General features: G+C 50.0%; 21 protein-coding genes. 8 read left to right on the top strand and 13 right to left on the bottom strand.

The genetic code is table 11. The features are described 5' to 3' along the window. The first annotated feature begins 105 nt into the window (after positions 1 to 105). Complete coding sequence (locus tag KJY73_RS07075; protein ID WP_214341991.1) at positions 106 to 525, top strand: RidA family protein; 420 nt, start codon at positions 106 to 108, stop codon at positions 523 to 525. A 64-nt stretch (positions 526 to 589) separates the two neighbouring features. Here KJY73_RS07075 and KJY73_RS07070 read toward each other — a convergent pair whose 3' ends face one another. The 4 genes from KJY73_RS07070 to KJY73_RS07055 all read right to left on the bottom strand — a co-directional run bounded on the left by KJY73_RS07070 (position 590) and on the right by KJY73_RS07055 (position 6,136). Further along, complete coding sequence (locus KJY73_RS07070) at positions 590 to 1,486, bottom strand: hypothetical protein (RefSeq protein WP_214341989.1); 897 nt, start codon at positions 1,484 to 1,486, stop codon at positions 590 to 592. A 60-nt stretch (positions 1,487 to 1,546) separates the two neighbouring features. Then, the gene (locus KJY73_RS07065; protein WP_332874164.1) at positions 1,547 to 4,426 is read right to left on the bottom strand and encodes a TonB-dependent receptor; all 2,880 of its coding nucleotides are present in this window, start codon (positions 4,424 to 4,426) and stop codon (positions 1,547 to 1,549) included. A gap of 124 nt (positions 4,427 to 4,550) precedes the next feature. Continuing rightward, complete coding sequence (locus KJY73_RS07060) at positions 4,551 to 5,576, bottom strand: FecR family protein (RefSeq protein ID WP_214341987.1); 1,026 nt, start codon at positions 5,574 to 5,576, stop codon at positions 4,551 to 4,553. Beyond that, positions 5,576 to 6,136 carry a sigma-70 family RNA polymerase sigma factor gene (locus tag KJY73_RS07055; RefSeq protein ID WP_232848415.1) on the bottom strand — a complete coding sequence of 187 codons (561 nt, stop codon included), beginning with the start codon at positions 6,134 to 6,136 and terminating at the stop codon, positions 5,576 to 5,578. The genes KJY73_RS07060 and KJY73_RS07055 overlap by 1 nt, the downstream gene beginning before the upstream one ends. Between KJY73_RS07055 and KJY73_RS07050 the strand changes: the two genes are divergently transcribed. Together KJY73_RS07050 and KJY73_RS07045 are read left to right on the top strand one after the other, a co-directional pair. Beyond that, positions 6,131 to 6,283: a hypothetical protein gene (locus KJY73_RS07050; protein ID WP_214343348.1), complete on the top strand. Its 153-nt coding sequence runs from the start codon at positions 6,131 to 6,133 to the stop codon at positions 6,281 to 6,283. The genes KJY73_RS07055 and KJY73_RS07050 overlap by 6 nt on opposite strands. Before the next feature lie 115 nt (positions 6,284 to 6,398). Next, positions 6,399 to 6,809: a VOC family protein gene (locus KJY73_RS07045; RefSeq protein ID WP_214341981.1), complete on the top strand. Its 411-nt coding sequence runs from the start codon at positions 6,399 to 6,401 to the stop codon at positions 6,807 to 6,809. 59 nt (positions 6,810 to 6,868) lie between these two features. Here the strand turns inward: KJY73_RS07045 and KJY73_RS07040 are convergent, their stop codons facing one another. Together KJY73_RS07040 and KJY73_RS07035 are read right to left on the bottom strand one after the other, a co-directional pair. After that, positions 6,869 to 7,255: a DUF6746 family protein gene (locus KJY73_RS07040; RefSeq protein ID WP_214341978.1), complete on the bottom strand. Its 387-nt coding sequence runs from the start codon at positions 7,253 to 7,255 to the stop codon at positions 6,869 to 6,871. A 121-nt stretch (positions 7,256 to 7,376) separates the two neighbouring features. Next, positions 7,377 to 9,503: a TonB-dependent receptor gene (locus tag KJY73_RS07035; protein WP_214341975.1), complete on the bottom strand. Its 2,127-nt coding sequence runs from the start codon at positions 9,501 to 9,503 to the stop codon at positions 7,377 to 7,379. 207 nt (positions 9,504 to 9,710) lie between these two features. On the opposite strand from KJY73_RS07035, the gene KJY73_RS07030 reads away from it, so the two are divergent. After that, positions 9,711 to 10,430 (top strand): substrate-binding periplasmic protein, encoded by a 720-nt coding sequence (locus KJY73_RS07030; protein ID WP_214341972.1) that lies wholly within the window; start codon positions 9,711 to 9,713, stop codon positions 10,428 to 10,430. Here the strand turns inward: KJY73_RS07030 and KJY73_RS07025 are convergent. Both KJY73_RS07025 and KJY73_RS07020 read right to left on the bottom strand, forming a co-directional pair. After that, the gene (locus KJY73_RS07025) at positions 10,427 to 11,833 is read right to left on the bottom strand and encodes a heavy metal sensor histidine kinase (protein ID WP_214341970.1); all 1,407 of its coding nucleotides are present in this window, start codon (positions 11,831 to 11,833) and stop codon (positions 10,427 to 10,429) included. The two genes, KJY73_RS07030 and KJY73_RS07025, sit on opposite strands and share 4 nt — an antisense overlap. A gap of 1 nt (position 11,834) precedes the next feature. Then, a complete protein-coding gene (locus KJY73_RS07020; RefSeq protein WP_214341961.1) occupies positions 11,835 to 12,512 on the bottom strand; it encodes a heavy metal response regulator transcription factor in 678 nt (225 codons plus the stop codon). A gap of 193 nt (positions 12,513 to 12,705) precedes the next feature. Between KJY73_RS07020 and KJY73_RS07015 the strand changes: the two genes are divergently transcribed. From KJY73_RS07015 to KJY73_RS07005, 3 genes are all read left to right on the top strand, one after another. Continuing rightward, a complete protein-coding gene (locus tag KJY73_RS07015; protein WP_214341960.1) occupies positions 12,706 to 13,002 on the top strand; it encodes a hypothetical protein in 297 nt (98 codons plus the stop codon). A 129-nt stretch (positions 13,003 to 13,131) separates the two neighbouring features. Further along, entirely contained in the window at positions 13,132 to 13,743 is a 612-nt protein-coding gene (locus KJY73_RS07010; protein WP_214341959.1) for a DUF1294 domain-containing protein, read from the top strand. A 28-nt stretch (positions 13,744 to 13,771) separates the two neighbouring features. Continuing rightward, positions 13,772 to 14,221: a GNAT family N-acetyltransferase gene (locus tag KJY73_RS07005; protein WP_214341958.1), complete on the top strand. Its 450-nt coding sequence runs from the start codon at positions 13,772 to 13,774 to the stop codon at positions 14,219 to 14,221. Between the two features lie 28 nt (positions 14,222 to 14,249). On the opposite strand, the gene KJY73_RS07000 is transcribed toward KJY73_RS07005, so the two are convergent. Further along, positions 14,250 to 14,618: a cation transporter gene (locus tag KJY73_RS07000; RefSeq protein WP_214341957.1), complete on the bottom strand. Its 369-nt coding sequence runs from the start codon at positions 14,616 to 14,618 to the stop codon at positions 14,250 to 14,252. A gap of 108 nt (positions 14,619 to 14,726) precedes the next feature. After that, on the bottom strand, positions 14,727 to 17,405 hold the full coding sequence (locus KJY73_RS06995) for a TonB-dependent receptor (RefSeq protein WP_214341956.1): 2,679 nt from the start codon (positions 17,403 to 17,405) through the stop codon (positions 14,727 to 14,729). A 237-nt stretch (positions 17,406 to 17,642) separates the two neighbouring features. Between KJY73_RS06995 and KJY73_RS06990 the strand changes: the two genes are divergently transcribed. Beyond that, positions 17,643 to 18,356, top strand: coding sequence for a UTRA domain-containing protein (locus tag KJY73_RS06990; protein WP_214341953.1), 714 nt, complete (start codon positions 17,643 to 17,645; stop codon positions 18,354 to 18,356). On the opposite strand, the gene KJY73_RS06985 is transcribed toward KJY73_RS06990, so the two are convergent. The 3 genes from KJY73_RS06985 to KJY73_RS06975 form a co-directional block, all read right to left on the bottom strand. Continuing rightward, positions 18,311 to 20,146, bottom strand: a complete 1,836-nt coding sequence (locus tag KJY73_RS06985; protein WP_214341952.1) for a 2Fe-2S iron-sulfur cluster-binding protein — start codon at positions 20,144 to 20,146, stop codon at positions 18,311 to 18,313. The two genes, KJY73_RS06990 and KJY73_RS06985, sit on opposite strands and share 46 nt — an antisense overlap. After that, the gene (locus tag KJY73_RS06980) at positions 20,133 to 20,942 is read right to left on the bottom strand and encodes a PepSY domain-containing protein (protein ID WP_214341939.1); all 810 of its coding nucleotides are present in this window, start codon (positions 20,940 to 20,942) and stop codon (positions 20,133 to 20,135) included. The genes KJY73_RS06985 and KJY73_RS06980 overlap by 14 nt, the downstream gene beginning before the upstream one ends. Positions 20,943 to 21,003: 61 nt before the next feature. Beyond that, complete coding sequence (locus KJY73_RS06975; RefSeq protein WP_214341926.1) at positions 21,004 to 21,477, bottom strand: DUF411 domain-containing protein; 474 nt, start codon at positions 21,475 to 21,477, stop codon at positions 21,004 to 21,006. Between the last annotated feature and the right edge of the window lie 151 nt (positions 21,478 to 21,628).

Here is a 21,628-nt window from a genome sequence, read left to right as displayed (position 1 = left end):
CGTCTGCGATGCTTTGTATTTAGCCCTCTTTTAAGGTCTTTTTAAGCTATTCAACACTAGCCTTCCTTTACACTGCTGGCAGACTTGATGATCAGGAACATATATATGCGTTTGCTTCTAACTGGCTTATTACTGCTTGGCAGCCTGTTTACCCATGCGAGCGAACTTCAGCGCTCTTATGCCTTCCCCGGACAGCAAGACTTAGGGTACGCCCAGGTAGTGCGCGTTGGTGACACCTTGCATTTATCGGGAATCGCAACCCAGGGCAAGGACATGGCTGAACAAGTCACGAATGTGTACCGAATAATTCAACGTACTTTGGAAAATCATGGTTCCAACATGGGACTAGTAATTAGTGAGCGGGTTAGCGTAACAGACATGGATGCGCTGATTGCGGCGGCCGAAAAGCGCAAGGCTTTCTATCCAAAGAACCAGTATCCAGCCAGCAGTTGGTATCAAATCAGCCGTTTATATACTCCCTCCGCCATGATTGAAGTGGAAATCATCGCGAAAGTACAAGAGTAAGCCTTAAGCGGCAAAAAGTAATAAAGACAGGCTAGCCGGCCAGAATAGCCTGTCCAAATTATCTCTACTGCCGGTTAAACTGCCCAGCGGTTCTAATAGGCTGGGTCACCTTAGCCGGCACAGGTGTCACTGCTGGTATTTGCATTTTCAATACCTTGCGGTCTTTTTTACGTATACCCCACAAAACCCGCTCTTGTCCGATGCGCTCCCAGGCAATGCCTTGACCATGCATACCGGGCGCAGCAATAGTGGTCAACCAGCGTAGCTCACTGCCATAGTCGGGTAAGGTCATCACATAAATTTCCTCATGATCATGACCCGTTAAGTACAACAGTCCATCCGGTCCCCAGCTCCCCCCTGAGTTGCTCATGGGGGAAATGCGTTTGAGAATACCGGCCGGTAACTGCCATTTTTCCAGGATCTGGAACTGATCATTCATTTTTACCACCTGGGTATTGGCGGTCAGGCCATAGGCCTGAGTCTGGCCTTTTTGTACTTTGTCATAATTGGCAAAAGCCCCCCACCAATACCCCGCATGCCGGTCAAGCCAGGTAAACGAACCAAGCTCATGGCCAAAACTATAGGTAGCCACATGCGCCATGCTGGCGGTATCCCACACTTCCACAGAACTTGTCATTGGCCACTTAGGGTAATTGGAATGCGAGGCATACAATTTGCCCTGCCACACCATGCCACTGTCCAAATGAATCAATGGCCCATGCTGGTCCGACTCGCCGTCCCATTGCAACAGTGGTTCGCCATCTGACTTGCGATGCTTGGTAATACGAAAGCTGTTGACCGCATAAAAATATTGCTCATCCACCGCCACTCCCTGGCGTGCATCGAAGGTTTGGTATTCGGCTAAGGTATTTGTAGTCAACTCGGATGGAACATTCGCCAGTGCCATAAGATTGAGACCAAGTCCTCCCAGCAGCAAACAGGTCTTTACTAAATATTTCATTTTTCTGCTCTATTGAATCGCCCCCTGCGTACAGGGGGCTTGATGTGCTTATGGGAGACCTTACAGGCTGTAGGTCAGACCGAAGTAATAGGTGGTACCCACATACTCGTATTCAGTGTTCCAGGTTTCATTTCCGCCTTGAAACTCTGTGGTCGGCTCGTCGTTGATGTTATTCGCATCAAAGTAGAGTGTCAGGCTTTCACTCAGGTTGTACGACATACGCAGATCCCAACGGCCAAACTCACCTTGTTCGATATCATCTTCCACCGCGTTAAGGTCGTTGGAGTCAGTCAGGAATGACGCGTTGTAGTTGTAGGTCAGCCCTACATACAGGTTGTCGTTTTCATAAAACAGAGTGAAGCTTTGAATCTCCTCGGGTTGCCCTTCCAGCTTACGGTTTTGGCCGATATTGCTGTCGAAGAATTCCGCGTCAATATTGGTGTAGGAATACATGGCGCCTAACCCATCAAAGGGCTGCGGCAGGTTACTGAACTGATGTTGGAGATTAAATTCAACACCGCGCACCTCTGCCGTATCGGCGTTACGCTTTGTACGCACAATTAACTCTTCCACACCGTAATCTATGCCCTGATAGCTGCCGCCGTTAAGGGTTTTCTCATCATTAATAATGATGTTGTCGATGTCCTTTTGAAACCAGGCAACTGACAACAAACTGCTGTCAGTAGGGTACCATTCCAGCGCCAGGTCAAAGTTATCTGCGGTATAAGGTTCTAAATCCGGGTTACCAATGTTCAGTACGCCATCGCCGTTTTCATCGATGCCAAAGCTGGATGTTGCACTAATGTCGCCGTAATTCGGCCGCCCCAGCGCCGTCGTATAAGAGGCTCTGCCAATCAGCTTGTCGGTGAAATGGTAATTTGCAATCAAAGACGGCAAGACCACATTGTTGTCACCTTCAATGCTGACAGGTTCAAATTTATCATCAATGCGCTGATTGGCGTTTGAGGTTACTTCGGTTTGTTCAAAGCGCAGCCCGGCGACCAGTTCCAGTTTGTCGATTTGCAGGCTGTTCATCATATACACCGCACTTACCTGTTCTTCGACACTGCGATCTGACGCCAGATTAGCCACACCGTTATCTTCCACCCGCTTGAATAGCTCAGGGTTGGTGCGAAGTAAGGCGTTAAGCGCATCCAGGTTGAACCATAAGTTGGCGCGCGCCTGACCATCCACATCGTTTAAGAAGGCACCATCGGTAACATTGAAACCCGCCAGGTTGTTACGCTCAACGTCGTAAGACAGATTGTTGTAGTCAAACGACTTTTTGCTGCGACTGTATTTACCGCCAAATTTTACCGCACCAGCATAGCCACTCAGGGTGTAGGTATATTCACTGTCGAATTTGGCAGAAAATACGTCCTGTTCGGCTGAATCATTCTGATAAGAGACGCTGTGGAAGCGCAGATTAGAAGCCAGATTATGCTGCAACCCACCCTCGCTGATTTCCAACACACCGTTTTCGTTCAATGTCCAGCTGTCAGGCCCCAGCGGTTGCGGTGTGTTCTGACGGAACCCCCAGTCGGCATTGGGCTCACTTATTTCATTGTGGCCAAAATTGATACCGTATTGGTGTAGCCAGCTACCGCTTAAGGTTTCCCCGCTCAAACTCAGATTCAGCAGTTTTTTGCTGATATCCTCGCGGCGCAGGTCGGCACGGATAAAAGACCCGCCAGCTGACATAGTGACGGTATCACCATTAACTCCGGTAATCAGATCGGGATCCTGTTCAATGCCTTGACGGAAACGGTTACGATGCTGGAACTCTTCAAACTGACTGTAGAATCCTTGTAACATCAAGGTAGTGGTATCAGATGCTTTATATTGCAGTCCTGCCACGGCGGTATCCCGATCACGCCCTACAACATAGTAGTTATTCTTGGTTTGCTCAGGGTAAAAAACGCCGCTGACCTCAGCCCAGTCGTCCTGATAGATTCCCTGCGCCAGATATTGGCGGTGGGATGTCGATGCCCCCAGATTCCAGCCGAGTTTTTCATTTATACGCCCGGAGGCTGCCACATCGAAATTGTACGGATCATCACTTTCGTAGTAAGGGTTGTCCTGATCAGCACTTTCAAAGCCATAACGCAGGTTAGTGGTAACCTGTAACTCATCGGTGTCCAGCGGCCGTTTCGTCACTATGTTGACCGTACCACCAATACCCTCGCCATCCATATCGGCCGTTTTGGCTTTATATACCTCAACGCTTTGCAGCAGCTCACCGCCTAATATATCCAACGGCATAGAGCGACCACTGCCGTCTTTTTCCGGTGAACCGGTTTCAAAACCATTTACCGTTACTCGATTCCAGTCAGGGCGGATGCCACGAATGGAGGCAAAACGCCCCTCACCTTTCTCAATCAGTATAGATACACCAGGCAAACGGTTTAATGACTCGGCGGCATTTTTATCCGGCAGACGACCAAGGTTATCCGTGGACAGCGCTTCCATTAGCATTGACGCATTACGTTTGGTATCCAGGGCGCGCAAGCGTGACAGCTTTTGCCCGGTTACCACAATTTCTTCCACCGTACCGTCTTCTGACATCTGTGCGGTAACATTCGGGGCAATAAACAAAGACGATAAGAAAGCCGCAATGGCTGACAATTTGTATTGTTTCACGTTTGGTTCCTCTACAGGCTGAGTGCGTAGTTGCGCTATTTTTAGGCGTCCATCGGCCAGATAAGATGGCTGAAGGCGCGTGCCTTGCAGAAGCAGGTAGGCCGCCTGCGATACGGTCATATCGCCGGTGATGGCATTGGCCTGAGTTTCCCGCGCGATTTCGTAAGGGAATATCAAGGTCAAATCCGCCTGTTCTGCAAACAAGGTGAGCGCTTTGTCTGCCTGCAATTGAGGAATATTGAATTGAATCCTGTCCGGCTCAGCGGCATACCCCCTGCCTACCAACAGCGGATAGCTCACTATCAGTATGCCAAGGACTAACCTGCCTAAGCCCGGTTTCCCGTCAATCGCAGCGACATTGCACCACCGCCTGATTGACGAGACAGCGCGGAAAATCCGCCAAAAGTATTTGATGAAGTTTTTGTTACCAGCTGCGCGCACTGAGCAAGATCCTGTCGTCACCGATCCGCTGGTAGTGAATATTGAAATTGTCTTGCAGCGCCACCAGCAGCCCATCCACATCACCCAGTTTAAAGCGTCCCGCCACCTGTACATTGCGGGCCTGTTCGTCGATAAACTCAAATTGGACACGGGTATGACGGCTGACTTCGGCTATCGCATCTTCCAGGCGATCGCCGGTAAAAATAATATTGCCTTGTCGCCAGGAAAGACGCTTTTCCAGTTCCTTCGCCACTATGGGTGCGGTACTGTCCTGCAAAGGGAGATATTCACCGCGGGTGCCGGCCTGCATCAGTTGTCCATCGGGCAGCAAGGTTTCAGCCAACAACGCGGTATCTTCGTCAGCCTTATTCACGCTGACAATGCCTTCTTGGACGATAAGTGCCACTTTTTGTTTATCAATCTGAACGCTGAAGGCCGTACCTACCGCCTGAAACACCCTGTCATTTGCCCACACATTAAATGGCCGTTCAGGCTCATGGGCCACCTCAAAGAAAGCTTCTCCCCTTTCAAGATAAATCTGTCGAACCTTGGCGGTAAAGCTGACTCGCAGTCGCGAATCACTGTTTAAAGACACCTGCGTACCATCAAGCAAAACAATACGCCGGTACTCTCCCACTTCGGTTTGATAAAGCTGGATAGTTTGCTGCGCTGTCGCTACGGGAAGTGATTGATGGACCGGAAATAAAAACAATGCACTTACAGCCAGCAAAAGCGCAGCGGCCATAGATAACGACACTTGCCAGCTAAAATGGCGCGAGGGTTTGGCCATGGCGGTTGGCGGCATAAGATCAACCAGTTTTGCCAGTACATCCATTTTGTCCCAAAGCTGGGCCAGCTCTTCAAGCGTGGCTCTGGCCTGGGGATGTTGCATAAACTCCACAAATGCCCGCTGTTCAGCGCGGTTTAGTCCCCTATCTAACTTAGCCAGCCATAGACTGGCCTGCTCCAGCAGGTCTTCGGGTTTGTGATATTGAATGACCTTACTCATCACAGCCCTCCCACGACTTTGTCTGTGCCATTTGCAACAGGTTCAGCGACGGGCTTGGCTGATTTACGTAAAGACAAATAGCTACGCTTAAGCCCCAGTGCAATGTGCTTCTCCACGGTACTGACGGATAAGTTCATCGATTTGGCAATTTCCTTTTGCGAAAAGCCGTAGACCTTACGCAGTACAAACACGCGTCGACACTGCTCAGGCAATTCGCCGACGGCATCGCAGAAGCGCGAAAACTCCTGCTCACTGGCAAACTGCTTGAATACAACATCTTCACCGCTTTGACTGTGTTCAATCAGATCGATGTCTTCCACATGGAATGACAAATTATGCTGCGCACTTTTGAGGTAATCTTTGGCCAGATTCACAGCGGTTTTATACAGGTAAGACTCAGGGCGCTTAATACAATCGAGTTGCTCTGATTGCAGAATTCGCACGTAGGTATCTTGTACCACGTCTTCTATTTCTCTGGCAGGAACAAAGCGTCCTACTACCCGTTCAAGGCTTGATCTCATAGCCACAAAGGCAGTGCTAATGGCATGCTTCTTTTGCAAAAATTCACTCATCCAGAACAAGACGATTGGCAGACCAATTTCCGCCAGTCATTAGCTAAATGGCGTGAATTTTATTGCACTACTGTGACAGATTTATGTATGACAGCAGGTGAAAGCCACCAGCAAAACTGGTGGGAAATTGAATGATTAAATGCTTGAGGTGTGTTTCACAAAAAAATCAGCGCTGTTGTCGATTGCGCGACATGGTTTACGACTATAAGACGCAAACCCTATCTAATCTGAATGTAACAAGGAGCATACTATGTCGAAGATGATTTTTGTGAACCTGCCGGTCAGTGATCTCAGTGCCTCAATGGCGTTTTACACCGCGCTGGGCTTTACCAACAATCCCCAGTTTACTGACGAAACTGCCGCTTGCATGGTGTGGAGTGAGAGTATTTATCTGATGCTGCTGACCCATGCCAAGTGGGCCAGCTTTACCAGTCGGCCTTTGCCGGCAAAAGGGGCGAGCGAAGTGATGCTGGCCATCACCTGTGAAAGTCATGCCAGTGTTGATGCCATGAACCTGGCGGCTGGCAAACATGGCGGCACGGCCGATGTGAATCCGATGCAAGATATGGGGTTTATGTACAGCAGAGCGCTAGCCGACCTAGATGGGCATATTTGGGAAGCATTCTGGATGGATCCTGCTGCGGTAGCAGGCGCAGCCTAAATAAGTTAAAGGCCGGCATTCCTATCAGGAATCCGGCCATTTCCCTATCAAAACAGTACTTAACGCCCTGATTGCAGTAACGTTTCTGCGTGTTTCAGGTACTTCTCTCCTTGAGTTTTTACCTGTTCACCATGGGCTTTTTCCGAACTGAGGTGTACCTCTTCCAGCGTTGCCGCCAGACTGTCCAGTTCCACATCCACCCGCTGCAACGCATTTTCCAAACTGTATGTCAGTTCATGGATATGCGCCATATCCTGCAAAGACAGCTCTGATTTTTCCAGCACGGTTTTTAGCTTGGCATTGTAGGTGGTCAGGTTGGCAAGTGCCTGTTCCAGGCTTTCGGCTGTCTGCCCCTGATAGTGGTCTGGACGCTCACTGGCAAAAACAGTGGTGCTGCAGGCTAGCATCACGACGATAGCCAGTGGCTTAACGCATTTCTTACCCATAACTCTTCCTTATTTGGTTGAAAAAGTACTTCGCTAAGTACCAACAGTGAAGGCGAAGAGGTTTACAGCATCAGGCGTAAACCTCAGGCTGCGGATGGTTGCCCTTCCGCAACTCGCCAGTCTAGAAACGGTAACTGGCACCGATATTAAGGGTAGTGCCAAGGCCTTTAACCGCATAGCCGCTGCCATAACGGAAAGCTTGTGAACGTGCCGGGAAATAGTCTTCATTCAGCAGGTTTTCGACTCCGCCAAACAACTGCCAGTTACCAAGTTGATAACTCGCCGACAGATTTAACACGTCATAAGCATTAATTGGCCCTTGGTCGCCCGTGTATAAGCCATCCGCATTAGGGGAGAAACGATCACGAGAGAAGACATGCAACCAATACAGGCTAACCGACAACGCTTGCTGAGGCTGATAACGCACGGCCGTACTTAACTTGGGTGCGCTGATCTGCCTGCCCCCCAAATACACATCATTCTGGGTGTCCTTACCTTCGGTATAGCCATAGGCCGCATTGATGCGCCAAGCATCATCGATACGATACTCGGCGGTCATCTCATAGCCCCAGATCTTTTGTGGTGCGCGCACTGGCCGATAGATACCTGTTGCAGCGTCTAACTGGCTGCCAGTGCCAAGCTCTGAGGTACTGCGATATACCGCCATATTCAGATAAAGTTTGTCCAATTGGCTGGAGAAGCCCACCTCATAGTTTTTCACTACTGAGGCTTCACTTTGAATACGGTTAATATCATCAACAGTGGCAGTGCGAAGTAACAAGCCCAGATCCGGCACTTCATAACCTTCTGAGTAGCTGACAAAAGGTGAGAAGGCGGCATCAGCATTGTATCTGACCCCCAGATTATAGGTGGTTGCGTTGTAGCTCAGTTCACCGCCTGCCACCTCTTTAGGTACTGAACAGGTGGTCGCATTGCGACATAGCCTTAAGGTCTGATAATCATCCACTTCTACGTCTATAGACTCGCGACGAGCCCCGGCTTTGACCACCCAATCGTCACCCAATTCCCACTTACTTTGCAGGAACAGGCCGCGAGAGCCCATGTCCATTTCCGGCACCCAAATACGACCATCCAAAAACGGCTGCGACGTGACATCTTCCAATACGTCCGCCCCGTAGATCAAGGTGACATCCACGCCATCAAAGCCTAAACGACTGGTCAGTACCGAGCGCAGTCCACGCTTTTCCGACAAAATAGCTGACTGACCTCCGTCAAATCCCTGTTCTGGATTGGCTAATGTCGCAGACCAGAAAAACACGTTATCAATTTTCTGTTGATAGGCATCCACAACTAACGCGGTATTGGCGAACACTTCATCATGTTCGTACTTAAACATCAGGTTGTGATTACCATTGGGACCTTGCGCTTCGCCAAGCGGCCTCACCCCATCAGCAAGCGCTACTGCATAGGTTTTTGTTCCTAGGTCAATATTGCCCGGCACATCCAGGTAATCTGCATCCTGGTCGGAGTCGTAATAGTTATAGGTCAGTTGCACCCGGCTTAGTGCATCTAATTCATAGTTCAGCTTGATAAACAGATCTCGCTGCTCGCTGTCAGACAATCCGTATTGCAGGCCTAAAATGTCGCCATCGGCATCACGTTGCACGCCGTAGCTCTCCTGTGAGGCTTTAACCACGTAGCCCAACCCTTCAAGCTGGCCATCGGCAGATAGCACAGTGCGGTAACCCAAGCTGTCTTCCAACTTGACCAAGCTGGTACGTGCAGATTGACTCAAGGTAACATTGGCCTTGTCTTTGCCGGGCTTTTTGGTGATGTAGTTAATCACCCCGCCAGCCGCACCGTTACCCCAAATTGAGGTCGCGCCATTAACCACTTCAATACGTTCAATGCTGGCCGCATCCAGGGTGCGGATACCCAAACCGCCATTACGCAACGGCGTGTCCTGAGGGACGCCATCAATCATGACCAACACATTACGGCCACGTAGAGTTTGGCCAAAGTTGCTGGTACTGCCGGTACTGGCAGCCATACCGGGCACAGCCAGTGCCAACAGGTTTTGTAGCTCAGCGCTGACATTCAGGTTTTCAACCAGCGTTTGCTGATCGATAAGTGTTACGCTGGCTGGCACTTCATCCAGACTTTCAACAATACGGCTGCCTGTTACCGTTAGCCTTTCAAGCTGGTTATCCTGTGCCACCGTCTGATGAGCAGAGAGAGCGGCCAGTACGGCTAAACTTACGGGCGTAACGCGCTTTATTAAGGTCATAGGTATTCCTGAGTGTTAAGTGCAAGTTGTTATTTGCCGCGGATTTTAAGCAACCAGAAACCAAATGACAATCACTATCATTTGCAAATGTATTTATTTGCTGAGCCTGATATTGGGTTAAGTTAAGAATCTCTGAGGTAAATCAAAGTCTTGTGGCTCAAAGTTGGTTATTGTGGTTAGATTAGGGCTCTCAGGGAGAAGGATTTCATGCGTTTAATTTTGTTCAGCGTGCTGTTGTTAGCCACAAAATTGAGCTTTGCGAAAGAGCCGTTCATTCTGGCTGCCGAGAGCAGCTGGCCACCTTATGCCAAAGAGGATGGACAAGGTATTTCACGCGAGATCATCGAGAAAGCCTATGCGCTGGTTGGCATGAAAGTCACTTTTGTTATCGTCCCCTACGCGCGAGCCTTGCATTTAACCAAGCAAGGCGATGTAGACGGTGCCTTTAACGTGACCCGCCAGCAGTCCACCGAACGTGACTTTCTGTTTGGTGAAGAGCCATTATTGCAAGCCGCGGCGTCTTTCTATTTTCCCCCTGACTCGAATCTCAATTTTGATTCTATATTGGATGCGCCCAATAGAATGAGTGTGGCGATTATCATCGGCTATGAATACGGCGACCTTTACGACAAACAGCGCTACCGTTTTAGTGAAGTGGCGGTGACCAGCCAAAAACAGATTATTCAGCTACTCAGACGCAACAGAGTACAGTCCGCCATTATGTTCGATAGGGTGGCGGAGTATCACCTTGAACAGTTGAAACTGCCTAAAGATAGTATTCGCAAAGGCCCTCTCAACCACATCAGCAATATCCATGTGGCTTTCAGCCGCAACCGACCTTCGGCACGAGACGCCATGACAAAACTCGATGAAGGCTTACGCTTATTGCGCCTGTCACATCCGCGGGTCAATGAGTTAGCGCTTTAAGCAGCAAGCAACCTGGCGGCAGGCAACACTATCTTAAAGCTGATAGCACCCTGCTCCGATGCCACACTGATTTTCCCCTGATGCAGTTCCACAATAGACTTGACCAACGCCAACCCCAGACCGGTACCTTCGGTGCGGCGACTGCGAACATCGTTGGCACGATAAAAACGTTCAAACAAATGTGACTGTTGTTCTTCGGTCAGGCTATCACCTAAATTAATCACTTCAATCTGAACCTGTGACGACGTTTGTGACAGAAGTACCGAGACCTCTGTCCCCTCCCGGGCATGGCGTATAGCGTTACTCAGCAGATTACTCAACGCACGTTGAATTAACCCCCGGTCAGCCTGTAAAAAACACTGTCCGCTGCGGCTAATGCGGATATCCCTGTCCTCAGACAACATGCCCATGTATTCAGCCAGCTTGTCCACTTCATCGGCCAGTTCAAAGGACTCAAGTTCCAATGCCACTAAACCGTTGTCCGTTTTGGCCAGCCACAGCATATCTTTTACCATGGCGGTAAGGCGCTCGTATTCTTCTAGATTGGAATACAATACCTCCCGGTATTCATCGGAATTTCTGGCCTGATTCAACGCCACCTGCGTTTGCATAGCCAACACCGTCAGCGGCGTTCTGAGTTCATGAGCGATATCGGCAGAGAAATGTTTAAGGCGTTCAAAACCCAGCTCAACTTCGCTGATCATTTGATTAAAGGAAACCACCAGCTCGGACAATTCCCGTGATACCTGTTTAGGATCCAGCCGTAAATCCAATCGCTCCGTGGTAATGCCGCTTATTTGCCGGCTCAGCCGATGCAAAGGCCCTAAACCCAGGCGGATAGCCATCGCCCCCATCAGCAAAGTAATGACCCAAATCATCAACAAAGTCAGCCACAGGGTTCTATGAAAGCCGCCGAGGAAGGTTTGATGAAAATCGATATTGCGTGAAACGGCCATCTCGCCAGGCTCACCGCCAGGTAAGCTAAGGGTCAATAAAATACCGCGTAGATGCTCTGATTGCTCATTCCAGACAACAGGTTGCGCGTCTTCCACCTTGTCCACGGCCCGGGTTCTGAGCACTGGGATTTGCGTGAGTGCGCTGTTACTGTAAATCTCCTGCCCTCTCTTATCATACAAACTAAAATACATACCATGGAATCCGGATTCTGCACCGGAAAGCGCTTGCGCCAATTGCGCGGTTGATGGCATCTGTTCAAAGGACGCAAGTCGCTCTCGCACCGCCTGACTCACTATCGCCAGTTCGGCCACATCCTGTTCGGTAAAGTGCTGTTTAACCTGGCGGTCGACCAAAACCCCTACCAACACAAAACAGAGGATGAGGGTTCCGCCCACCAATAACAGCATGCGTGAGCGCAGAGACAGAATTTTATCGGCCAAACGCACGCTATTCCTCGGTATCCAGTTTATAGCCCATGCCGCGCACAGTGTGAATCAGCTTCAAAGCGAAAGGGTCGTCCACCTTGGCGCGCAGTCGACGAATGGCCACATCGATGACGTTGGTATCACTATCAAAGTTCATATCCCATACCTGCGAGGCAATCAATGAACGTGTTAACACCTCACCGCGATGGCGCACCAACAGCTCCAGTAAGGCAAACTCTTTTTGGGTCAGGTGCAGTCTTTTTTGCTGACGACTGGCGCGGCGACGGGGTAAATCCAATTTCAAATCATCGACCATCAAGGTATCTGACATCACTTGTTTGCTGCCACGGCGAAGCAATGTTCTGACCCTGGCCAATAACTCCGCAAATGCAAATGGCTTAACCAGGTAATCATCAGCACCGGACTCCAGGCCATGGATTTTGTCTTCCAGGCTGTCTTTGGCGGTCAGGAACATGACCGGCACTTGCAATTCCTTATCACGCAAACGTTTAAGCACCTGCCAGCCATCCGCATCCGGCAACATCACATCTAAGATAACCAAATCAAACGGCTCACTCACGGCAGCGTGATAGCCATCCAGTCCGGTTCGGCAAAGTTGCACGGAGAATCCTGCCTCTTCTAAGCCTTTTCGCAGGTAATCACCGATTTTTACTTCATCTTCAATAATAAGTATGCGCATATGCGGCTACACCTCTTTGCCCCTAATATGCATGTTACCTAACTTCTCCACTATCACCATTACAGCTTTGTAATGCGATGGTCATTGGCAGGTCAGACCTAGCCAATATGCTTAGCTCATCAATTTCTTCGCCTGGCGGCAGTTTTATTTGTAAACAAGCTGCGCGCGAACCTCTGATAGTAAGGAAATTTCCATGAAAAATCTGTTCTCAACCCTACTGATGCTGTCTGGTCTAACCTTGGCGCTGCCTGGTGTAGCCCATGACCATAAAGAAAAAGCACATAAGGGTGATGCCCAAAGTCACGAAAAAATGAACTGCGAAGCGACGCAACATGACAAGGTGCAACACGACAAAATGGATGACGCCGCGAAGCAGGCCATGATGAAAAATTGTGCTAAACAACAGAGCACAGAAAAAGCTAAGGGTAACACTGAGCATCAAGGCCACGAGGGCCATAGCAACAAGAATAAGCAAAAGCATCAGCATTAATCAGCACTGCCATGAAAAGTGGCAAGTTAGACTAGGAAAGGAATCCTTCCCGTGTTAAACAGAAACTGGTCTAGGTTTGCACAAGGCAAACCTAGACCAGTTTCTGAACTTTCAGGCAGGGAAGACATTTTGAAATATCAAGGAAAGCTGACTAACTGGAATGATGAGAAAGGCTTTGGTTTTGTTGAACCCAACGGTGGGGGAAATCGTGCTTTTGTGCATATCAAAGCCTTTGTTCGAACTTCCAGAAGACCAATGGAAGGCGATCTGATCGTTTATGAGCCGGTGCTGGAATCACCGGGTAAATACAAAGCCACCAACATCAGTCTGGCCATTGATCGCAAGGCAAAAAAGCATTCTGCTCTAGGAATGCGGAAGCTGGGAACTATGGTAGTGCTAGCTTTCTGTGCACTTTTAACCGCCTTTACCCTGCTGAAAATACTGCCTGTCCAAGTATTACTGCTTTATCTCGGGGCCAGCCTGATAGCCTTTGTGATGTATGCCCTGGATAAATCCGCTGCCCAACATAACCGTTGGCGTACGCCTGAAAGTTCCCTGCATATGTGTGCGCTGCTTGGTGGCTGGCCTGGCGCTTTTTATGCACAAAACAAACTCAGGCATAAGTCTAGCAAAGCGTCCTTTAAGCGTATGTACTGGGCCACAGTAGTGGTCAATCTGGCTGCATTTTTTTGGCTATTGAGCGAATCAGGAAAGCAGTTTTTAGCATTGCTCCCCATCTGAACAATCCCTCACTGCTCTATTCACAAATATGAAGATTGAACATTATTGCCACCCCATCAACGATGCGATGATAAACCTGTTGTTGGAAGCAGACCCCAACATAAAGGCGATACATGCCTATCTGCCGACAGCAAAGGTGCTTGTAGCGTCCAGTCAGGATGAAATTATCGGCATTGCAGCTTTAACAGTCAGCAACGGCCTGGCCGAGCTTAAAAATATTGCTGTTTGCCTGGATTACCGGGGACAGGGCATAGCTAAATGCTTAATTGAAGAGGTAAAAATAATGGCCAGACAAGGTGGCCATGGTTGCCTGTATGTAGGTACGGGCAACTCGAGCTTGTCACAACTGGCCCTTTATCAAAAGTGCGGCTTTCGATTGGACCATATCAAGCATGACTTCTTTGCTGACTATCCGCAGGAAATTTACGAAAACGGTATACGCTGCCTGGACTTGGTTGTGCTTTGTGCCAGGTTGTAAATGGCGTTATGCCAAGTTAACGGAGAAGCTACTTTCGCCTTTGATTGCCTGGCGGTAATTTATGGCAGCAGTGAGGCTGGTGTTTAGCGTTATCCCTGACATTTTGGTCAACAAAACGATAATAGCCAGTTTTCACTCTGTTCCACCAGTTGGCCGCAATTTCGGCACCATGGCGCTGCACAACCCCTTCAATATCATCCAGATCCACATGGGTAGGATCATAAGCTATGCTCAGTTTTTCTGATTGCTGTTCAAAGGATACCTCATCAATGCCCAGGAGCTGCGCTATCTCCTCGCACATAGGCGTCCTTTCATGTTCTTGAAGCCCTGTCAGTGCCAGGGTTCGCTTAACCAGATTAGCTTCCTTTACGCCAACCTTGTGATCTAAGTCACTCATAAATCCTCCTAGTCTATATAGGTATAGCGTCTACTGTCCGCTTGTATAAAAAAACCGGCCATCTATTCAATAAATGGCCGGTCTGCACCTCAGGTCGGGAGACTGAGTCTAGAACTGATAGTTCACGCTGACATAGCCACGACGGCCCAGCAGGTCATAGGTCATCACATCGGTGTTAGCATCATTCCAGGAAGTCAGATAAGGGGCTTTTTTGTCAAACAAGTTATCCACCCCGGCAGAAATTTTTATCTGCGGCGTCACCAGGTAACTGGCCTGAATATCCGAATAACTGACACTGCCTACCGCCATCCCTAAAGGGTCAGCATCGGTGGCATTGACATCATCTGCCGGGCCGATATAACGCAGCGAATACGTGCCTGACCAATCACCTTTACGTAGTGAGAAGCTCAGATTACCGCGCCATTCGGTATAGCTTCCCTGGTCTTCGGTGATATAACCAAGCAAGTCAATAGTCGGCTGACCGGCAAACGGGATACGCTGATGTTCAAGCAGGCGTGTGGCCTCTAAGTTGGTGCGCGCCTGCCAGCCCATCAGATCAAAACCGTACATCAGGTTAAGATCCACCCCTCTGACTGACTCCACGGCGGCATTTACCGGACGCTGTTCAATAGTTACCACCTGCTTGCTCACTGGATGACGCGTGAAGGTATCGCAGAAGCGGGCGTTACCAACCGGGTCTTCATAACAGAGCTTTAGCTGATCTGAGCCATTTACTGAGGTAATGGAATCGTCCAGTTGAATATCAAAGTAATCCAACGTTGCCGAGAGGTTTTCAACGAACTGAGGTTCCCACACCACACCTAAAGTAAAGGTATCAGCAGTTTCAGCCCCGAGATTGGGGTTGCCGCCTACATTAGTCAGTATGGTATTACCATCTTGAACAAAGTTGGCAGGCACGCCGTCGGCGAGGCAGTTTTGCAGAATCGTACCTGTGGCATTTTCACAAGGATCGATGGTGCGCAAGTTTTCACCATTAGTACCGCCAAACAGCTCGGTAATCACAGGGGCACGGAATGCAGTGGAGCGCACACCGCGCAGCATCAAGCTTTCATCTACCCGCCAGGTCAAGCCAAACTTGTAGGTGGACTTACCACCCACTGTGTCATAGTCAGAATAGCGAGCCGCAATTTCGGCGGTAAGCTCTTCAACCAGAGGCACACCCGCCAGCAATGGCACAGACAACTCCACATAGGCTTCAGACACTTTATAGCTGCCAGCAATGGCCTCTTCGGCACCATTACGCAGTACAGTGGAATCTGGGTCACGCCAGCCTTTTTCCGCCCTGCGCTCCACCCCGGCGGCAAAGGCCAGTGGACCTGCCGGCAGTTCCATCAGATCACCGTACAAGTTAGCCGTCCAGGAGCGCATTTGGTTACCTCCGGTTCCTTCACGGCGGTACTTCACAAAGTCAATCACCTCAGGGGTCAGCTCATTTACCCCAAACCAGTCACCGCAGGGAATGCCGTTACTGTTGTCATAAGTACAGATACTGTCATCCAGGGTTTGTGCCACTTTGGCGTTATCCAGATCAAAGGTCCACCCATCGGTGGCAGTATTGCGACCAAAGTTAAAGGCCAGATCCCAGCTCCAATTGTTGGACAACTCACCTTCAATCCCTAATACCGCGCGAACGGTGTCAGTTTCCTGAAAGAAATAGGGAGCACCCAGTTCGCTATTCCGGCGGCGGGTAATTTCCAGGTCCTGCCCTGTGGGGTTATAACGAAAATCTGCATCAACCATCACCGGCCTGATAGCCCTGGGCGTGACAATCTGTTCGCCTTTACGCTTGGTGTAGATGGCCTCCAGAAACAGACTACTGCTGTCAGTCACTTCATAACGGGTGAAGTTACTGATATTAAAACGCTCAATGGGGCTTACCGCATTTAGGTAGCTAATGTACTTAAAACCATGTTCCGCGGCATTGTAAGGGCCATAATCATCACCATGATTAGCCGTATCTGGGTTCTGATTAAACTGCACACTAGTGCCATCTGCCAATAACGCTCTGCCGCCTTCGGTCGTGGCACTGCCGAAGCATTCAAACTTCCCATCAGGCGTACCATATTTAGAACACTCGATCCGGTCTGACTGCCTTACTGCCTCTGTGTTGGAGTAGTTAATGCTGGTCACGGACGAGCCACGATCGAAGCTGCCCCCGAGGGTTAAAGACATATCCTGGTTTTCACCATCGCCATCATCGGCCATACCGGCCTTGAGATTAAACTCCGCCCCTTGGAACTCCTGCTTAGTGATGATGTTGACGACGCCCGCTACCGCGTCGGCGCCATACACAGCAGACGAGCCGTCTTTTAACACTTCGATACGTTCGATAATTGAGGTCGGGATCATATTTAAGTCAACGCTGCTATTAGCACCGGTTCCCCCACCCACGACGCGACGACCATTTAGCAGTACCAGAGTGCGTTTTATTCCCAGGCCGCGCAGGTTGACCTGAGCGGTACCGTAGCCGCCGCTGGTCCAGTAAGCATTCGTTGCATTACCCGCCACACCGGCCGAGAAGGACATCTCTTGCAACAAGTTTTCCACATTGCTGATACCGGATACGGCGATTTGCTCAGCGCTGAGCACAGTCACCGGACTGGCCGTTTCCAGATCAGCCCGTTTAATACGTGAGCCTGTAATAGATATTTTCTCTACGCGCTCGTCGGCTTGCGCCTGATTGTCGACTTGCTGGGCTAAGGACACACCACTTAATGGCAAAACACCCGTTAGTATCAGCGCCTGATAAATAGCAGAACGTTTCATGTTGACCCCTTCTTTTGTTGCATTTACACCGCGTGTTTTTTTACTGCGAATCGTGCGGTTTGTGTTTTATGTACCTGTATATACAGGGGTGCTTAATACCCAATTTAGGCCTTGATAGCATGTATTTACAAACTCGTACCAAAGGCGTAAGTTGATGTTTTTAAGCAATTTGCCGATAAAATCGGCAGTTCCTGAGCCGTGTCAGACTCGGCGGCTTCCGGCATTGGATAAACGCAGATGGTGTTACCCAAGTACAAAGCCATTGCCAGTTTCATCGCTGAACGAATCGACAGCGGTGAGTGGCAAGAGGGGCATCCCGTACCCTCAGAGAGTGAACTGGCCGCACGCTTTGCTGCCAGTCGCATGACTGCCCGCAAAGCAGTCGATACCTTGGTTGCCGAGCAAAAAGTAACCCGTATTGCCGGGGTCGGCAGTTTTGTCAACTCACCCATTTATCGCGGCTCGCTTTTGCAAATCCACAATATTGCCGATGAGATTCGCCATCGCGGCCATCAACATTCGGCAAAACTCATTAGCCGTATGCGTTTATTTCCCAATCCCAATCTTTCTGCTGCTCTGGCAGCTGACGGCGGTACCCTGTTTAAAGTGGTGATCCTGCATTTTGAAGATGGCCGGCCCATCCAACTGGAGGAGCGCTTCGTAAATGCCGAGCACTTTCCAGACTTTTTACAGCAGGACTTTAGCCGCATCACCACACATGCTTACCTCAGCTCGCTCGCTCCACTTACTGAATCACAACTGACATTGGAAGCCATCAACCCCAGTGCGACTCTCAAAGACACTCTGGCGATTCAAGATGACTCACCTTGCCTGAAGCTCACTCGGCACACCCGCTCCAGAGGCGTGCCGGTGAGTATTGCCATTTTGTATTACCCGGCTGACCGCTACCGTTTAACCTCATCGTTCCCTGTTACTAAAGAGGGAAGCTGACCAAAACTGTCAAACCGAATGGCCTCATCCGCCACGCCAGCAGCCTTAAGCATAGCGATGGTCTGCTGCATCATTTCCACTGGGCCACAAAGGTAATATTCCATCTCTTTGAGCTCGCCCAGCAGTTGCTGATTGAGCATCAGCGTATCCTGTACATAGCCCGTGGCACCGGTCCACTGCTCGCTTGGTTGTGATAACACAGGGTAATAGGACAAACGACTGTGCAAGCTGCTTAGGCGCATCATCTCGTCGTAGTACAACAAGTCACCTTCTGCGCGGGCACCATAAAAGAAATACAGCGGCCTATCAGCATCGTCTCGCCTCAAAAGCTCAAGCAAGATGGCTCTAAGTGGTGCCATACCTGAACCGGCACCCAGCAGTACAACCGGCTTCTGGCTACCCTCTATCAGCTTAAATTCACTGAACGGCCCGAATGCTGTCACTTTGTCACCCGGTTGCAAATGGCATAAATAGTTCGAGCCCATGCCCGGCGGTACTTGTTGACTGGGCGCACAGTGCAGGCGCACGTTAAATACCAGCTCTCGCTCGCCTTCGGGTGCCGCCAGGGAATAGTTACGTTGGCAGGCTTGTCGCTCAAAACATGGATTATCTTCGGCCAGGCTTAGCTGCTCTGGTTGCACAGAAGGCTGACTGCCGGCTGGTATATCAAAACGCATATAGGCACCAGCCTGGTATGCCAGCGGCACCCCAGCAAGACTTCGGAAGGTCAGCTCTTTGATATTGCCGGTGACAAAGCGGGCAGCGGTTAATTGCAGTTCGTGCTTGTCTACTTTGGTGCACGTCTCGGGTAAGCATATGTCAGTGAAATCTTTCACCTGATGTTGGCACGCCAATCGCCAGCCCTGAGCCAGTTCCTGTTCAGTCAGCACCTCTGCATCGGCTGATGTAAATGTCGGCGCATCAAGGCATTGCACTTTGCACAAGCCGCAGGTTCCCCCGCCTCCGCAGCTAGATGGCAGCAATTGACCGGCTTTGGCCAAACCGTCGTACAGGTTCACATTGGCATCCATTTCAAGCCTTCCTGCGGATACTCCTTGGGCATTGGTTAGCTGTAAAGCATGGACTTGGTCACCAAAAGCCGGACGATATTGGCCGTCTTTCACCAAGGCGACTATCCAGATTACGCCCGTCACAGCCAGCCACAGGCTAAGCACCGCCATAATCATAATTTGGATATTGTTAAAGCTGCCCTCGCTGGCGTAATCCATGAAATGCAGGGTAAAGAACACATCCCTCAAACGCCGGTGGGTATCCACGTGACCCGCTATCTCTCCGCTTTGCTGACGTACGTAAACGGCAGTCTGAATGTCATCGTCAAAGGCTACACGCCACATCGCGTTGCGCTCTTTGGGCAAATCAGCAATTGGCGGCTGCAATAAACTCACGTCGGCCAGCAGCCCCGGCCCGGAATATGATGCTCTGGCAAGCTGCTCGGCCATGACACTGTCTACCTGGTGAGGCGTGCCTGTGAGCGCATCCACTAGTTCATAATGGCCCAACCAGTAGGCGTAAAGAGGACGCTGTTTTACCAGCAGGTAATAGGGTTTTTCCAATAGCTGTACCAGCCGGACTTCTTCCACCCCTTGCATAACGGGCAGTGGCACCAGTGATGAAAAAGTGGCTGGCGCGGGGGCATCGGCCAGATATGTGCTACCCGCGGCTTTGTGGTGATCCATAAAATTAAAATACACACCGCTTATCAGCCACAGCATAAATTGCAGCCCCACGAACAGCGATACCCACTTATGCAGTTGTTTAATGAGCTTCATGGGGACCTCCTTTACGCGAGGTTGGCTGGGCAAAACGCAGGATGGTCAAAATCAGGCCGGTCAATGCAGCCAATACACCGACAATGGCCAGAATACGCAGTAGCCAGTTGTCAATATCTTCGCCATCATCGTAATCCATGATGTGTAGCTTCCACATAAGGTCAAACACTCGCCAGAAGTCGTGTCGTCTGGTAACTAACTCCCCCTGTTGCTGGGTAATATATAAGGTTGGACTAACCATCCCGGCAAACTCTATCCGCCATACGGGCAAGTGCCGGGGTGACAGTTCAGGCGGCGCATGTTCAGTGAGAAGCTGACTGGACACTATTTGTGAGCTGCCACTGTATAGATCCTTCGCCAAGCGGATAGCCTGACTTTCAGACAAAGGGGGTAATGCAGCGCCATTGGTCGCATCCACCATTAGCTTTTCGCCATCTACCTGTAAACGCCATACAGGTAAGCTACCAAGCAAACTGAGTTTTATATTTTCTGCTTTTGGGTAATGGGCCAGTATGTGGGTAATATCCACTTGTACTTCAGCCATATTGAGCTTGGCATCGGTTTGCTTGGCCAAATGATCGCCATGAATAAAGTCGATATCCACCAACACCATGTAGGCACCGCTGATTGACCAAATCAAAAACTGAATACCGATAATGCCCATCAGCCACTTATGGTACTTACGAGCCTTAGCCATGATAGACACAGCACCTTGTGGGCGGCTGCGCAGGTAGAAAAGCCAGCCTAACAACGAGGCCAGAGCCACAATCAATAAAATAGCGGTGACAGTTAGCATAGCCAATCTCCGCTATCAGGCCTTTGGCTGCAAAGGATGAATAACAACGCTGCTGTACGCACTAGAACTGCTCCTCATAATGCGTGACCTTGGCATAAACCTGGGCCTGTCCGTCCTTTAACAACAGTAATACCTGATAAGGGGTGAAACGGTCGCCCATCTCCATTCCGGGGCTGCCCAAAGGCATAGCAGGAACGGCTAAACCTATGGCATCGGCTGGTGCCTCGGCTAAAAACTGTTTAATAAACTTGGCCGGGACATGGCCCTCAAACACAAAACCCTGTGGTGATACTGTGGTGTGGCAAGATTGGTGACGCGGTGCAATACCCTGTTGCGCTTTTATAAAGCTGATGTCGTCATGCACCTGGGACTGCAACTGCAAACCTTGCAGCTCGGCATGCGTCTCCCAGGTTTTGCAGCAACCGCACAGCGGCGCGCGATACACTGAAAAAATGTCGCTGGAATGCCCTATCGCCGCCTTGCTTCCTGCGCCTAACAGCAGGGTCAGCACTAGCCCCCTCAAAGGTCTATTCATGTCACCTCTCCAAACAGACTCGTCCAGGGTGATGGCTACGCAACACACCTGAGGAATTCAAGAAAATAGTGTTAAAACAGTGCCATGTGATCAATACCCCATTAGGGGGCAATAAATGGGTAGGACTCTCAAGGAGAAATACCGGTATCCC

It is taken from the genome of Bowmanella yangjiangensis (assembly GCF_018531185.1).
In the GTDB taxonomy this organism is placed as follows: domain Bacteria; phylum Pseudomonadota; class Gammaproteobacteria; order Enterobacterales; family Alteromonadaceae; genus Bowmanella; species Bowmanella yangjiangensis.
This window is presented reverse-complemented; position numbering and strand designations above follow the sequence as displayed.